13 protein-coding genes are annotated in these 14326 nt (G+C 61.9%); 1 reads left to right on the forward strand and 12 read right to left on the reverse strand.

Features of this window, described 5'->3' with window-relative positions; all coding sequences use genetic code 11:
* Nucleotides 1-67: 67 nt before the first annotated feature.
* The 6 genes from ABIE20_RS16780 to pvdM all read right to left on the reverse strand — a co-directional run bounded on the left by ABIE20_RS16780 (nt 68) and on the right by pvdM (nt 9375).
* The gene (locus ABIE20_RS16780) at nt 68-2563 is read right to left on the reverse strand and encodes a TonB-dependent siderophore receptor (protein WP_429506030.1); all 2496 of its coding nucleotides are present in this window, start codon (nt 2561-2563) and stop codon (nt 68-70) included.
* 121 nt (nt 2564-2684) lie between these two features.
* A complete protein-coding gene (locus tag ABIE20_RS16785; RefSeq protein ID WP_429506031.1) occupies nt 2685-4334 on the reverse strand; it encodes a cyclic peptide export ABC transporter in 1650 nt (549 codons plus the stop codon).
* A 14-nt stretch (nt 4335-4348) separates the two neighbouring features.
* Nucleotides 4349-5689, reverse strand: coding sequence for a lysine N(6)-hydroxylase/L-ornithine N(5)-oxygenase family protein (locus ABIE20_RS16790; RefSeq protein WP_429506032.1), 1341 nt, complete (start codon nt 5687-5689; stop codon nt 4349-4351).
* 155 nt (nt 5690-5844) lie between these two features.
* Nucleotides 5845-6699 (reverse strand): formylglycine-generating enzyme family protein, encoded by an 855-nt coding sequence (locus ABIE20_RS16795; RefSeq protein ID WP_429506057.1) that lies wholly within the window; start codon nt 6697-6699, stop codon nt 5845-5847.
* A 27-nt stretch (nt 6700-6726) separates the two neighbouring features.
* The gene (locus ABIE20_RS16800) at nt 6727-7995 is read right to left on the reverse strand and encodes an aminotransferase class V-fold PLP-dependent enzyme (RefSeq protein ID WP_429506034.1); all 1269 of its coding nucleotides are present in this window, start codon (nt 7993-7995) and stop codon (nt 6727-6729) included.
* Between the two features lie 18 nt (nt 7996-8013).
* Nucleotides 8014-9375: a pyoverdine-tailoring dipeptidase-like protein PvdM gene (gene pvdM, locus ABIE20_RS16805; RefSeq protein ID WP_429506035.1), complete on the reverse strand. Its 1362-nt coding sequence runs from the start codon at nt 9373-9375 to the stop codon at nt 8014-8016.
* Between the two features lie 186 nt (nt 9376-9561).
* On the opposite strand from pvdM, the gene ABIE20_RS16810 reads away from it, so the two are divergent.
* The gene (locus tag ABIE20_RS16810; protein ID WP_429506037.1) at nt 9562-10011 is read left to right on the forward strand and encodes a hypothetical protein; all 450 of its coding nucleotides are present in this window, start codon (nt 9562-9564) and stop codon (nt 10009-10011) included.
* Between the two features lie 39 nt (nt 10012-10050).
* Here the strand turns inward: ABIE20_RS16810 and pbpG are convergent, their stop codons facing one another.
* The 6 genes from pbpG to ABIE20_RS16840 all read right to left on the reverse strand — a co-directional run.
* Nucleotides 10051-10974: a D-alanyl-D-alanine endopeptidase gene (gene pbpG / locus ABIE20_RS16815; protein ID WP_082075415.1), complete on the reverse strand. Its 924-nt coding sequence runs from the start codon at nt 10972-10974 to the stop codon at nt 10051-10053.
* 131 nt (nt 10975-11105) lie between these two features.
* Nucleotides 11106-12347, reverse strand: a complete 1242-nt coding sequence (locus tag ABIE20_RS16820) for a tyrosine-type recombinase/integrase (RefSeq protein WP_429506038.1) — start codon at nt 12345-12347, stop codon at nt 11106-11108.
* Between the two features lie 176 nt (nt 12348-12523).
* Nucleotides 12524-12847, reverse strand: coding sequence for a hypothetical protein (locus ABIE20_RS16825; RefSeq protein WP_429506040.1), 324 nt, complete (start codon nt 12845-12847; stop codon nt 12524-12526).
* A gap of 57 nt (nt 12848-12904) precedes the next feature.
* On the reverse strand, nt 12905-13093 hold the full coding sequence (locus ABIE20_RS16830; RefSeq protein ID WP_429506042.1) for a hypothetical protein: 189 nt from the start codon (nt 13091-13093) through the stop codon (nt 12905-12907).
* Nucleotides 13094-13154: 61 nt separating this feature from the next.
* Nucleotides 13155-13847: a hypothetical protein gene (locus ABIE20_RS16835; RefSeq protein WP_429506043.1), complete on the reverse strand. Its 693-nt coding sequence runs from the start codon at nt 13845-13847 to the stop codon at nt 13155-13157.
* Between the two features lie 84 nt (nt 13848-13931).
* The coding region (locus ABIE20_RS16840) for a hypothetical protein (RefSeq protein ID WP_429506045.1) at nt 13932-14326 on the reverse strand (395 nt) is incomplete at its 5' end.

Below are 14326 nucleotides of genomic sequence, written 5' to 3' on the forward strand. Positions count from 1 at the left end.
GCCGCCCCGGCAAAGGCCAGGCTCCTGGGAGCGACCTTTGCCGGGGCGGCGTTTGGGTGCCGGGCGATCAGAACTCGTACTTGGTGCTCAGCAAGAAGCTGCGCGGTTCGCCGTAGGAGCCGCTGTAGAAGTTGTCATCCAGCGAACTGATGTACTTCTTGTCGAACAGGTTGTTGACCGTGGCAGTGGTCGACCACTTGGGCGTCAACTGATAACGGGCCATCAGGTTGAAGGTCGCATAGTCGCCTTGCTTGGCTTTGGCCGGTGCGCTCAGTTGCCAGGAGTCGACAGTGAAGTGGATGCCGCTCTGCCAGTTCACCCCGCCACCGACGGTCAGGCGATCCAGCTCGCCGGGCAAGCGGTAGGTGGTCCAGAGTTTGAACAGGTCGGTCGGGACAATGGTCTTGACCCGCTCGCCGTCATGGTCCTTGACCACCGCATGGGTGTAGCTGGCGGCAATGTTCCAGTCCGGCATGATCTCGCCGTTGACTTCCAGGTCGATGCCCTTGGTCTTGGTTTTTTCCGCCTTGTAGGCAGTGATCAGCTCGTTGCCGGGCAGGGTGCCGTCGGGGATCGCATCGTTGTCCAGCTTGACCTCGAACAGGGCAATCGCGGTGTTCAGGCGGCCGCCGAAGTATTCGCTTTTCAGGCCGATCTCGTAGTTGTCGCCTTCACGCGGGTCGAGCAGCTTGCCGTCGCGCGAGCGATAGGGCTGCGGCTTGAAGATGCTGGTGTAGCTGGCGTACACCGAGTGGATGTCGTTGAGGTCGTAGACCACGCCGGCATACGGGGTGACTTCGCCGCTGACCTTGACCGAGTCATCGGTATTGTTGCGCACCATGTTCGGCACGTAGTAATGCATCATGGCGTCGTACTTGTAGTTGCTGACCCGCGCACCGAGGATCACCGAGAGATCGTCGGTGGGCTTGAGCCGGGTAGCCAGGTAAGCGCCGTTCTGCCGTTGTTTGATGTTGTCGTCTTCGCGGTTCATGGTGTAGGTCGGGTTGGGCGCATAGTTGTCCCAGGTCCAGATGTTCACCGGTTTGCCACTGACGAAGTTGTCGCTGCCTCCACTGGCGGTCAGGTTGCCGAAACCGTTGCGGCGGTTTTCGTAATCCTGGTAGTTGAAGCCGACCACCAGTTCGTGGGTGCGCCCACCCAGCTCGAAGGGGCCCGAGAGCATGATGTCGAGGCCACGTTGTTCCTGGGTGTTGTCGCCCTTGGTGGCGGTGTATTTGAGATTGTCGCCGGTTTCGGCGTTGACGAAGCCGGTGGAGGTGCCGACGATGATCGAGTTGTAGTCGCGGGTGCCATACAGTGAACTGGCGGCGACCTTGAGGGTCCAGTCGTGGGCCAGTTTCTGCTCGATCGAGGCGAAGGCGTTGACCGATTCCTGGCGGTTGGTGCTGTTGCGGCTGGCACCGTTGGCCGAGCGCTGCATGTGCACGCGGTTGCCCTTGTTGTCGACGATCGGCAGGCCGGTGGTGGAGAATCCGCGCGGGTCGCTGTTGAGGTAGTCGACGCCGACGGTGAGCAGGGTGCTGTCGGTCAGGTCGGCCTCGACGATCCCGTAGAGGATGGTTTTTTCTTGCTGCAGATGGTCGGTGAAGCTGTTGCCTTGCTGGTAGGCAGCCACCGCACGACCGCGCAGCTTGCCGTTTTCGGTGAGCGGGCCGGAGACATCCACTTCACTGCGATACAGGTCCCAGGAGCCCAGGCCGCCACTGACATAACCCTTGAAGGTGTCGGTAGGGCGCTTGCGCACCAGGTTGATGGTCCCGGACGGATCGCCGGCGCCGGACATCAGGCCAGTGGCGCCGCGCACCACTTCGATGCGGTCGTAGATAGCCATGTCCGACAGCGCCTGGGGCAGGGCCTGGCTGAAGGCGAACGAGGTGGTGGGCATGCCGTCGTACTGGTAGTTGTCGATGGCCAGGCCACGCGAATACACATACAGGCGGTCGCTGCCCGGGCTTTGCACGTTGATGCCGGCGGTTTGCTCCAGCACCTGGCCGATGCTGCGCAGGTTCTGGTCGTCGATGCGCTGGCGGGTCATGACGCTGACCGACTGCGGCGTTTCGCGCAGGCTCAGGTTGAGCTTGGTGGCGGTGTTGGTCGAGCCCGTGGTGTACGAGCCTGTGCCTTCGGTGGTGCTCCCCAGCCCCGTGGCACCAATGGTTGTCGCCCCCAGTTCGACCGAGCTCGACGAACCGCGACCGGTAACGGTCAGGGTATCGCCCTGCAGGCTGTAGTTGAGGTTGGTGCCGCCAAGCAGGATGCGAATCGCCGCCTCGGGCTGCAGGCGCCCTTGCACCGCGGCACCGCGCAGATTCATCACATCGTCAGGGCTGAACAGCAACTGCACGTTGGCCTGCTGACCGAAGCTCTGCAAGGCGCTGGACAGCGGCTGCGCAGGAATATCGAAGGCCACTTCCCGTGCCTGTACCTGGGCAGTCAGCGGCAGGCTCAGGGCCAGGCCGAGGGTGGCGGAAACAACGCGGGGCTTGAGCAGTCGGCGCATCATCAGCGCTTTGGCGAGTGGTGAAATGGCATGTGCTGGCATGGTGTGCTCTTGGAAAGTTGGCTACTTGACTGATAATGATTTCTATTACTGGGGATGAGACGTTCGTAGGCCCGCAAACCGGAAAAATATTTTCGGTTGCGGGCTGTTTACGCAGAAGGGATCAGGCCGATTGCAGTTCGCTGACGACGCTGCCGGCGTGCATGCGCACCAGTTGGTCGGCGACGTCGAAGTAGCGGTCGTCATGGGAGATGACAATGATGGTCTTGCCCAGACGTTTGAGGTCCGGCAGCAACTCTGTGTAGAAGATCCGCCGGAAGGTCGGGTCCTGGTCGGCCGCCCACTCGTCGAACACCAGTACCGGGCGTTCTTCGAGCCAGGCATTGAGCAGGGCCAGGCGCTTGCGTTGCCCGGTCGAGAGGTCGGTGGTGCTGAACACGCCGTCGCGCACGCTGACCTTGTGGTCGATTTCCAGGCGTCGCAGGTAGCGGTCGGCATCGGCGGGAATCTGCGTATCGCCCTGGACCACATCGTCGAACAGGTAATAGTCGGCAAAGATGGTAGTGAACAACTGCCGATAGTCGTCGCGGGTTTCGGCCACCACCGGCGTGCCGTTGAGCACGATGCTGCCACCTTGCGGCGCATACAGGCCCAGCAGCAACTTGATCAGGGTGGTCTTGCCGCAACCGTTTTCACCGACGATGAAAATGATCTCGCCCTGTTCGATGCGCAGGTTCACCGGCCCCAGGCGAAACGGCTCGAAGCCTTCCACGCGAGGGAAGGTGTAGGTCACTTCGCTCAGTTCCAGGCTGTGTACCGCAGGCGCCGCGGCACCATCGTCGCTGAGCAGCAGGTGCGCCTCCGGAGACGAGAACTGCTGCGACAGTTCGGCGATGCGCCGGAACGCAATCTGCGCGCGGCTGACGATCGGCAAGGTACTGACCAGATGATCGAGCGGGCCCTTCATGTACAGCAGCACCAGGACGAAACCGCTCATGGCCGCCTTGTTGTCGCTCGGCCATAACGATTGCATGGCCAGGGCCAGGCCGATGACCACGAAGAACAGCATCGAGCCGAAGCTCTTGGCGATCACGAAGGTGTTGATCGAGCGGATCTGCGTGTTGCAAATCCGTTCGGCCGTACCCTGGATGCCCTGGACGAACATGCGCTGGCGCCGCGGACGATGGATGCGCAGTTCCTTGGCGCCTTCGGCGATCGCATGGTAGTGCTTCTGCAGTTCGTCTTCGGCTTCTCGTGCCGCTTCAAAACCTTTCAGGCCGCGGGCGCGGGCAATGAACTGCACGGCGGTGCCCAGGGCAATGGCAAGCACAATCAGCAGGAACATCGGCCACGACAACATCGCCAGATAGCCCAGGCAGCCGAGCACTACAGTCAGGGATATCGCCAGCGGGGCGAAGGCAAAGGCGAAATCGCTGATGGTGTCGACGTCATGGGTGAGCACCGGAATCAGGCGGTGGCTGCGGTAGCGCTCAATCTGGTCGATGGGTGCTGCCAGCACTTTCTCGCCCAGCTCTTTGCGCAGCGTGGCGATGATGTGCTGGCCGACGTGGTTGGTGCCGATGTCGGAGAAGATCGTGCTCAGCAGCGCCAGCAGGCACAACCCGGCGAAACCCAGGACAACGCCCTGGGTCAGGCCGCTGTCGCTGTGCAGGGCACTGTTGATGGTCGCCAGCAGCGTGGTGACGCTGATGCCGCCGACCATGCCCAGGGCGATGGATATCGCCACCAGCGGCCAGAACGGTTTGAGCAGGCCGAACAGATCTCGAACGGCGCTGCGGGATGGACGGGTCATTGACGTCTCTCGCTTCAGGCGTTGATGAGGTCGGCAGCCAGCGGGTTCTCGCGCAGGGCCCGCGGGGTTTCCAGCGCCTGGTACAGCGCCTGGCTGATCTCGTCGGCGCGGGCCGGCAGCACTGACAGCAGGGTGTCGCTCAGGCCGTGGGAAGCTTCACAGAAGCCTTGCAGGTAAATGCTTGCCTTGAGGCGTGGATCGCTCAGGGCGCGGTAATGACGATCGACCTGGAAGTCCTGCAGGTACTCCTGCAGCGGCGCCAGCAATTCGCGGTGCGAGCGGCGCTCGTAGCCGGTGGCCAGGATCACTGCGTCGTAGCGGTGGGTCTGGTCTTTGCCGGTAGCGTGGTCACGCAGGGTCAGTTCGATGCCCTGGTCGTTGGCCGAGACCGCTTCGACTTCGCGGCGGCACAGTACCGAGTGACGGAACTGGTGGGCGACTTTCTGCCGGTAGAGGATGCCGTAGATGCGTTCGATCAGGTCGACGTCGACCACCGAGTAGTTGGTGTTGTGGTATTGCTCGATGAGTTTCTCGCGGTCTTGCGGCTGCTGGTCGAATACCAGGTCCGTGTAGGCCGGGGCGAAGATCTCGTTGACGAACGGGCTGTCATCGGCAGGCTTGAGTGCCGAGGAGCGTAGGATCATGTCGACCTTCACCGAAGGGAAGCTGTCGTTGAGGTCGATGAAGGCTTCGGCTGCGCTTTGCCCCGAGCCGATGATAGCGATGCGCATGGCCTTGCCCTGGGCGCAAGGCAACTGCTCAAGCGCTGCCAGGTATTGAGAGTGGTGGAACACCCGCTTGTCTTGCTTGAAGGGGGCGAAGCGCTTGGGGATACGTGGCGAGCCACCGCTGCCGACCACTACCGAGCGGGTCAGGCGGCTGTGCTCGCGGCCCTGGCTGTCACGCGAGACCAGCTTGAGCAGGTCGATGGAGTCGCCGTTGAAATGCGGTTCGACCCGTACCACCTCTTCACCGTAGACGGCCTGGTCGGCAAAGTGCTCGGCAACCCAGCGCAGGTAGTCATTGAACTCCAGGCGGCAGGGATAAAAAGTGCCCAGGTTGATGAAGTCGACCAGACGGCCCTGCTTGTGCAGGTAATTGACGAAGCTGTAGGGGCTGGTGGGATTGCGCAGCGAGACCAGGTCCTTGAGGAAGGAAATCTGCAGTTCGCTCTGGGTGGCCAGGGTGTTGCCGTGCCAGCGGTAGTCCTGCTGCTTGTCGATGAACAGTGCCTTGAGCGCCTGGCCGCTGCTTTGCGCGCGCTCCTGCAGGGCAATGGCCAGGGCCAGGTTGGAAGGGCCGAAGCCCACGCTGATCAGATCGTGGAGGGTATCGTGCGAAGTCGTCTGGCTCATGTCGTCGATTCCTTGAAGAAGAAGGTCGGGGCGGGTGCGATGGCAAGGGAGGCCCCGATGCGCTCGAAGGCAGCGGGGGATCTACCGTTTGAAACGAGTGGATAGGCGGGGAATTTAGCGCGTGGCCCGGTTGCTCGCCGGCCACGCGCCAGGCGTCAGAGCTCGCGGGCTACGCGCAGGCCGAGCCAGTCGCCACGGATATCGGCCGGGCGATCATTGCGATTGCCGGAGCGGGAAAAGATCGGCGCCTCGCCCCAGTCGTTGCCGCGGATGTGGCGCGTGGTGCAGCCAGGTTCCACCCAGGCGCTGCCATCGCTGGGCGCACCGACATAGTTCTCGTGCCAGCAGTCGGCGACCCATTCGTAGACATTGCCATGCATGTCGTAGACGCCGAAGGCGTTGGCGGGGTAGCTGCCGACCGGCGAGCTGAAGCTGTAGCCGTCGCGCGGGCCGTAGGTGTTGGCGTTGCGGGTGATCTGATAGTCGGCGCCCGGGTCCATGGCAAACGGGAACGGCCCGCTGCTGCCGGCGCGAGCGGCATATTCACGTTCGGCTTCGCTGACCATGCGGTAGTGCTTGCCGGTTTTTTTCGACAGCCAGGCGGCGTAGGCCTGGACATCGTGATAACTCATGCACACCGCCGGTTGCCGGGGCTTTTGTTCATAACGCGGTTTGCTTGCCTTGCATTCGCGCCCGGGGCGGGTGTCGCCGTCGGCAATCACCACCCCGGACTCGCGCAGGTAGGCGTCCCACTCGCCGGCCGTCACCTGAAAGCGGCTGATGGCGAAGGGTCTGGCGAAGGTCACGGTGTGCAGCGGGCCCTCATCGGGCTGGCGGCCGACTTCATCGTCGGGGGTGCCCATCTGATAACTGCCGGCGGGCAGCACGACCATTTCCGGGCAGGCTGCCTTGCAATCACGAAACACCGTACCCGGTGTCTGCGCGTTGGCGGCCTGGGCGCTGGACAGGCCAAGGGCGCTGAGCAGGGCGGCGAGGGAGAGGCGATACATCAAGGGTGCGGACATGAGCGAGCCTTTTCAGAGTTTCTTGATCAGGAGGGCCATGGCCCGGTCGATTTCCTGCTCGTTGTTGAGCAGCCCCGGGGCCATGCGCAGCACCGGGCCTGCGTCGCGGTCGACAGCGTCGACGACGATGCGGTTGCTGGTGAGGTAGTTGGCCAGGGCGTCACAGTCCTGGCCCTTGACCCGGATGAAGGTGAAGCCGGCCGAGTGTTCGCGGCTGAGCGGGGTCACCAGCTCGATGGCCTTATGTTCGAGCAGGCGCTGCTTGAGGTAATCGTTGAGCTGGTGGATACGCGCCTGGACCTCGGCCTTGCCCAGTTGCAGGTGCAGCTCAAAGGCCTTGCCCAGCGCCCAACGGTGCTCGAAGGCGTGGTAGCCACCCGGGGTCATGATGGTGGCAAAGTCCTTGTCTTCGGAGAACGTGGCAAAGGTCGGCACCAGGTTGTTCATCTGCTCGGAGGCGGCGCAGATGATCCCGGTGCCGCGAGGGCCGAACATCCACTTGTGGGTGCCGGAAATGAAGTAGTCACAATTGAAGTCGGCGAAGTTGGCGTTCTCTACGCCGAAGCCGTGCACGCCATCCACCACATAGAGGATGCGTCGGTCTTCGTCACGGTCGCGATTGTGCTGGCGAACCAGCTCGCCGATCTGGCCGATGGGCAGTTTCACTCCGCTGCCCGAATGCACCCAGGTCATGCCCAGCACTCGGGTGTTGGCGTTGATGGCTTTGTCGAGGGTGCTCAGCACCTGGTCGGTGGAAATTTCTCGTGGCTGCTGGAACAACCGCAGCTTGCGCACCTGGATGCCCTCGTGGCGCTGGCGGAACTCCAGGGTTTTGCGGGTGGCGTAATGCTCGTGCTCGGTGGTGAGAATCTCCTGGCCGGGGGCGACCTTGAGGCGCCCATAGATCATGCCCAGGCCTTCGGTGGTGCTGCCGGTCAGGGCGATCTGCCGCGCACGGACTGCCAGGTAGCGGGCTGCCCAGTCGCGTACTTCGCCTTCGCGCTGCCATTCGATCTGGGTTTCCCAGTCGACCCAGTGGGCCGGGTTGCGATCGATCTCGGCGCGGTAGTAGTCGATGGCCGCTTGCACCGGACGCGGGTGGGCGGTGACCAGGAAGTTGGCGAAGTGCGCATAGCTCGGGTCGAGGGGAAACAGCTGGCGCAGGTTTTGCCATTTATCAGCGCCGCTCAGTGCCGCCGGCGCCGCCAGGGCCTGAGGCAGCAGCGGCAGGCTGGCGGCGAGCAGGCCGGCCTGCTTGAGAAAGGTACGACGGTCAGTCATGGTTGAAGCTGCCCTGGGTCAAGGAGTGGAGGTGCTGGCAACGGGCCGGGCGGCTTTTTGCACCTGGTCCCAGACCCGCAGGAAATTGCCGCTCCAGAGCTTGGCGATGTCGGCTTCGGAGTAACCACGGCTGAGCAGCTCGGCCGTCACGTTGCGGATCTCGCTGACATCCTTCCAGCCCTCCAGGCCGCCGCCGTCGTTGAAGTCGGAACTGATGCCGACGTGGTCGATGCCCATCTTCTTCACTGCGTAGTCGATGGCGTCGCCGTAGTCCTTGAGAGTGGCCTTGGGTTCCTGCTCGACAATGTCGTACAGGCTGCCGGCGTATTCGCCAAAGCGCGCCTGCGGCCAGATGGCGATGACCGCATCGCCGGGCATCAGGGCATTGGCCAGGCCTTGCAGCGGTTGCAGGTCGAAGCGCGCGCGAAGGGCTTCGAGCTTGTCCAGGCTAGGCTTGCTCAGGGGCTTGAGGTAGGTGCCGAACGCCACCACCTGCAGCACGCCACTGCTGTCCTTGATCAGTTTCATTTCCTTGTCGCTGAGGTTGCGCGGGATGTCCACCAGCGCCCGGGGCGCCGAATGCGAGGCAACCAGGGGCGTGCGGCTCAGGCGGGCGACGTCTTCCAGGGCCAGGGTCGACATCTGCGAGACATCGATGATCACCCCCAGGTCGTTCAGGCGCTTGACCGCCTGCTCGCCCAGTTCGGACAGGCCGCCAAGGGCATCGGGGGTGTCGTTGAAGAACGGCAGCGGCCGCGACGAATCGGCCCAGTCGTTGTTGGCCACATAGCTGAAGCCGAACATGCGCATGCCGCGCTTGGTCCACAGGTCCAGTTGCGACAGGTCGCGGCCCAGCGGGTAAGCGTTGAGCATGCTGATGAAGATGGCGAACTTGCCTTCGCCATTGAGGCGGCGGAAGTCGTCCGGGGTGTAGGCGATGCCAACCTGGTTGGGGAAATCGCGAACCATGTTGCTGATGATCCGGTAGCGCACTTCCTGTTGGTTGCGCGCTTCGTCGACAAAGCCCGGGGTCGGCCGGTGCGGTGCGTTGGGGCCGTTCCACAGCTCCGGCCAGCCAAAAATGGTCAGCGCCGCGCCCGACAGCCGGCCCTTGCCGGCCTTGGCCAGGTCGAACTGGCCGGGGCCGTCCTTGTCGATTTCGTAACCTTCGTTACCGAACTTGAGCGGTACGGTGATATGGCTGTCGAACGTCAGCATGTGCTCATGCAGGGCATTGGCCTGTTCGACGATCGGGCGTGGGTAACCGGCTGCTTGCTTGTAGTAAAGGTAGCCGGCTGCGGCCGCGCCCACCGCCACCGCCAGGGCAAGCGGCAGGCCGATGTACAGGGCTTTGCGGGATCGGGTCTTGGTCTTGGTCATTGCCATCTCGACACTGGGCTGATCGGATCGGCTTGCCCGGTGCACTGGCGTGCCGGGGGCAAAGCGCGGGTATCAGGAGGGACGAATGGCGGCAGGGCAAATTTATCTAGAGGCCCGCCTGGTTCAAGTTTCAGCCTGTGCGGCCGATAGCCGGGTTAACCCCAATACCATCAGGACGATAGAAACATGGCAGGTTTTAGCGCCGTATCAATCAACGGGACCCCATTGAACAGCGGCATCAACACCGGCATCACCGTCACCGGCCAGGAAAAGCCGGCCGGGCTGGATGCGTCGGGCGTAGTTGCCGTCGATCTGTCCAAGGTGCGTGATAGCGGCAAGGCCGAAGAGGCCAAGGAGAAGGAAGAAGCCAGTGCCGGCGACGAACCGGCACACATCAAGCAATTGCGCGAAATGATCAAGAAAATGCAAAAGCAATTGGCCGAGCAGCAGAAACGCTTGCAGGAAGTCCTGGCCAGCGACATGGAGCCGATCCTCAAGGCTTCCGCTGTCGCTGCCGCGCAATCGGCGGTGGGCGCGACCACGGCGTCGATCGCCAGCGCCACGGCAACGCTGCTCAAGGCGCTGACCGAAGCCGGTGGCAGCAGCTCCGGCTCGTTGGTCAGCACCAACGCCTGAAACGAAAAAGGGCCTGTGCATGCACAGGCCCTTTTGTTTTCAGTCAGCCAGCTGACGGTTTTGCGTGCGCTCGGATTTGTAGCGCATGGCCACTGCCGGGGCCGGCTTGGTGCTGCCGGTCTCAAGCCACTGGCGCATGCGGCTGGCGTCGGCAAAGTGGGTGTACTTGCCGAACGCATCGAGGATCACCATCGCTACCGGGCGGTTGTCCATCTTGGTCAACAGCACCAGGCAGTGGCCAGCATCGTTGGTGAAGCCGGTCTTGGTCAGCTTGATATCCCAGTTGCTCTTGTTGACCAGGTGGTCGGTGTTGCGAAAGCCCAGGGTGTAGTTGGGTTTTTTGAACGCCACGGTCTGCTCGCGGGTGGTGCTCAAGCTGCTCAGCAGCGGGTAGTTGCGCGCCGCCATCAGCAGCTTGCTGAGGTCGCGGGCGGTGGACACGTTGCTGGTCGAAAGCCCCGTCGGCTCAACATAACGGGTGTGGCTCATGCCTAATGCCCTGGCCTTGGCGTTCATCGCCTTGATGAACGCGTTGTAGCCGCCCGGGTAGTTGTGCGCCAGGGTCGAGGCGGCGCGGTTTTCCGACGACATCAGGGTGATCAGCAGCATGTCCTTGCGGTTGAGCTGGCTACCCAGCTTGACCCGTGAGTACACCCCTTTCATTTCCTTGTTCTGGGCGATGGTGACCGTGAGCATTTCGTCCATGTTCTGCTTGGCGTCGAGCACCACCATGCCGGTCATCAGCTTGGTCACCGAGGCAATCGGCACCACCCGGTCGGGGTTGTTGGCGTAGAGCACCTTGTTGGTTTGCAGATCGATCAGCAGGGCACTGCCGGAGGCCAGGTGCAATTTCGCCGGATCGCGTTGTTGCTGGGCCGGGGGTTGAGCAGCAGCGGTCGACGTGACAGTCGCAGTACCTGTGAGCAACAGCAGCAGGCTTAGAATCGAAAGGGAAGTTTTCACGTTGAGGCTCACTAAAAGTTGTTATGTCGTTGGCTGTGCAAGGGTTTTCCCCCAAAAAACCGCTGCATTTTGGAGTATGGCTCAGATCCTGTCGATTGCCCTGTATCCGTTGGGCAGAACATGAAAAAGATTTAATCGTGTACCGATTTTGTACCAATTAGCTGGCTTTCTAGCTTGCTTAATTCCGCCCAGTCATTGGCTGAATTTAGCCACTTGGCATAGGTGGACAATAGCACTTGCACCGTGTGCCCAAGCTGCCCCGCGATGAACGCCGGGTTCATCCCCGCCATCAGGCACATGGTGGCGTAAGTGTGCCGGCAGTTGTACTGGCTGCGCTCAGGAATACCCAGCGCTTCGACAGCCCTGTTGAAGTGCTCGGCAGGAACGTTCGGCGCCTTCATGAATGGGGACTTTCCCGACGGCTGGAAGACGTAGGGAGAGGTAGTCGACACGCGGCGCTTCTGCGATGACCGAGCGTCGGCGACTTTCCTCGCGATTGCCAGGGCGCTCATTGCTCGACTATTCAGCATGACGGTCCTGGTGTACTTCGTCTTTGTTCGCTCTACTACAGTGCGCTCAACGACAATCCGGCATACATGTGCCGTCTTCTTTTCAAGGTCAACCTCATCCCATCGCAACGCCATGATCTCGCCTGTGCGCATTCCGCTATAGAAGGCGAACTCGTAAAACGCCGCAAACACTTGCGCGCGTGGTGCGAAGTTCTGGTACATCCAGTCGATCAGGTTGTTCGCCTCCTCAACCGAGAACGGCTCGATGGCTTTCCTGTTTTTCTGGGGAAGCTGTATCGAGACAGCCGGGTTCCTTTCCACCACTTCATCAAACACCGCCGCCCGGAACAGCGCCTTGATCCTGGCGATGGCTGTTCGCTTTACTGTCGTGCTCTTCCACTCGATCGTAGAAACCACTTGGCGCAATAGCATTGGCGTCACGGTACGCATCGGGCGAGTCGCGAGGTGTGGCATCCAGTAATTGTTCATCACGCCGCGGTAGTTTGACCTGGTGTTGTTCACTACTTCGAGACTGTCCAGCCAGCTTTGGGCGTATTCGCCGAACAGCACGTCAGTAGCCAGGGCATTGGTGGAGTTCGGGAACAGGTCTGCATAGCGCTGCTGGTCCAGAACTCCATGCTTGGCGAGGCTAATTACTTGAGCGCGTAAATCAGCGGCCGCTTTGACCCCCTTGGCGGTTTGGGGAAGCGCGAGTGTTTCGCACCGACGCTCACCGTTCCAAGTGAAGCGGATGCGAATTGATTTTCCGATGTACTCGACTCCAGTGGGAAGCCCCATTCTCCGTCCAGCCACGCCTCGTACCTCCTTATGCTGTAGAAAATCCTGCCGTCGTACTTTTTCCATACGCCTTCGGGTATCACGCCGCGGCTGCGCTTTCCCTCAAGGGCTCGCTTGGTGGTGCCGATGAGTTCTGCCATTCGCTCCTCGGGTACTTTGTCCGACGCATATTCAATCGGCTTCCTTTCTTCGTCTTGCATGATTGTCTCCACGCCGCGCATGGCGGCAGAGGTGGGAGGGGGTTAGTCGATCTGGTAGTAGACGTAGCAGTTGACGCCCTGGGCCTTGAGCGACTGGTGCATGGCCTGAACGCCGGCGTAGTTCCGGTTGCCGATGCCAGGCCACGGTGTGTCGAGGTGTATACCCTGCTGGTGGTAGCGACTCTTCTTCTGCACGTAACCAGGCAGGCTTGGTAGTTGGCTGGCGCGCAGCCCTGGAACAGGGATCACGACGCGGTCACAGTTGGCGCTCCCGCCATCGTTGTCGCAGGCCTGCGCCGCGGCCTTGCCAGCCTCGATGGCGATGCGGACCTTTTCAGGCAGGCTGGCCAGTTCTTCTTTCGTCATGGCAATAGCTCTCCATGCCCACCTACCGGCAGGCTTGAGTTGTTGTAGGGGGAGGGGTTACGGGTAGCCGCGGGCGATGCGATCGGCGATGTCTTCCAGCTTCTCGGCCATGTGCCACATATCGTTGTTGTCGCGGCGACTGACGACCGGTGACCGGGTGACGTTGCGGCCCATCAGGATGGTGATCGCTAGGCGGATCAGAGCAGCCTCCAGCTTGCGCCGGAGAAAGCCGCTGCGAGGGATCATGGCCTCGGCCCCTTCCAGATCATCCAGGCCATGTAGAGCGGGGCGGCGATGGGTAGGAGGATCATGGCTCGATCCTCTTGAACTCGACGACCCAGACCCAGGGGTTGGCATCCCAGTCGCCGCCGGTAGAGTTCCACAGCTCGGCGAAGGCATCGAAAGCCGTGGTCACCGGGATGAATTCGTACATCGATCGGGCCAGGCCTTCTTTGCAGATCTGGCCAATGGTGATGTGCTGCAGCGGCTCTACGCGCACATTGGTGATCTCCAGCAGGATGCGGCAGGCCCAGCGCGGCATATGGATGGAAGGCACGGCCTTTTCGCCCTTAGCCTTGTTCACCCTCCGAGGATTGCCGCTCACGCTATAGCTGGCGCCGGGCGCCCTTGTCTGCTGAATCCACCAGTCGCCGGTCTCGGGTGTGCGCGGCACATCATGGCGGAACATGCCAGGCTGGGAAGGGTCGTCCGGGGCGAGCAGCTGGCTGTAGATACCACTTTCTCGAACCCACAGGCGGTCGCCTGGCTGGCCGTAGGGACAGAGCACTGGATGTTCCGTGCCTTGGGCATCCATGCAGCTCTCGTCGAAGGTGTGCATGGGCCGCCAAGACCCGTCTTCCTGCTGGTGGAGCTCGAACGAGACATCAAAGCCACGCATGCTCGGCTTGATCGGTCGCCGAGTGACCGTCTTCCGGCCCTCCAGCACGGCGCGGACCATCGGCCCGTTAAACAAGATCGGGCGTTCCTTTGCTTGAGACATAGCTTCGCCTTGGCCGCCATATCGCGGCTGTTCAATAGAGGGGAGAGGGGTTAAATCGAAAAGAGTACAGATGTACTCATTGGGTTAAACTTGAGCCTTGGCCACGAGCACGCCCTTGTGGGTGCTGGTACCGTCGATGGCCATCGAGGTCACGAAGTAGTGGTTCTTCTGCCGGTTGTAGATGATCTCTTCGCGCGGCGTACCTGGGTTGATGATCAGCCGGGCCTGCGCGCATATGAAGCCGCCGGCTACCGTGAAGCTGAGCCAGTCGCCTTCCTGGACCTGGCCTGGCGCTGTGATCGGCTGCCATGGGCCGCGCTCAATCGGTGCGCTCGGCTCTGCGCTGGCGGATAAGGCGGCCTCAATGTGCTTCCTGAACCTGCTGCCGCCTGGGGCGTCCTTGATATCACGCAGCAGGTCAAGAGCCTCGGCCAGCCGGGGGCGCAGGGCTGCAACCTTGTTGGCTGACCGGTCGTATT

It is taken from the genome of Pseudomonas sp. 2835 (assembly GCF_050435905.1).
Taxonomy (GTDB): Bacteria; Pseudomonadota; Gammaproteobacteria; order Pseudomonadales; family Pseudomonadaceae; genus Aquipseudomonas.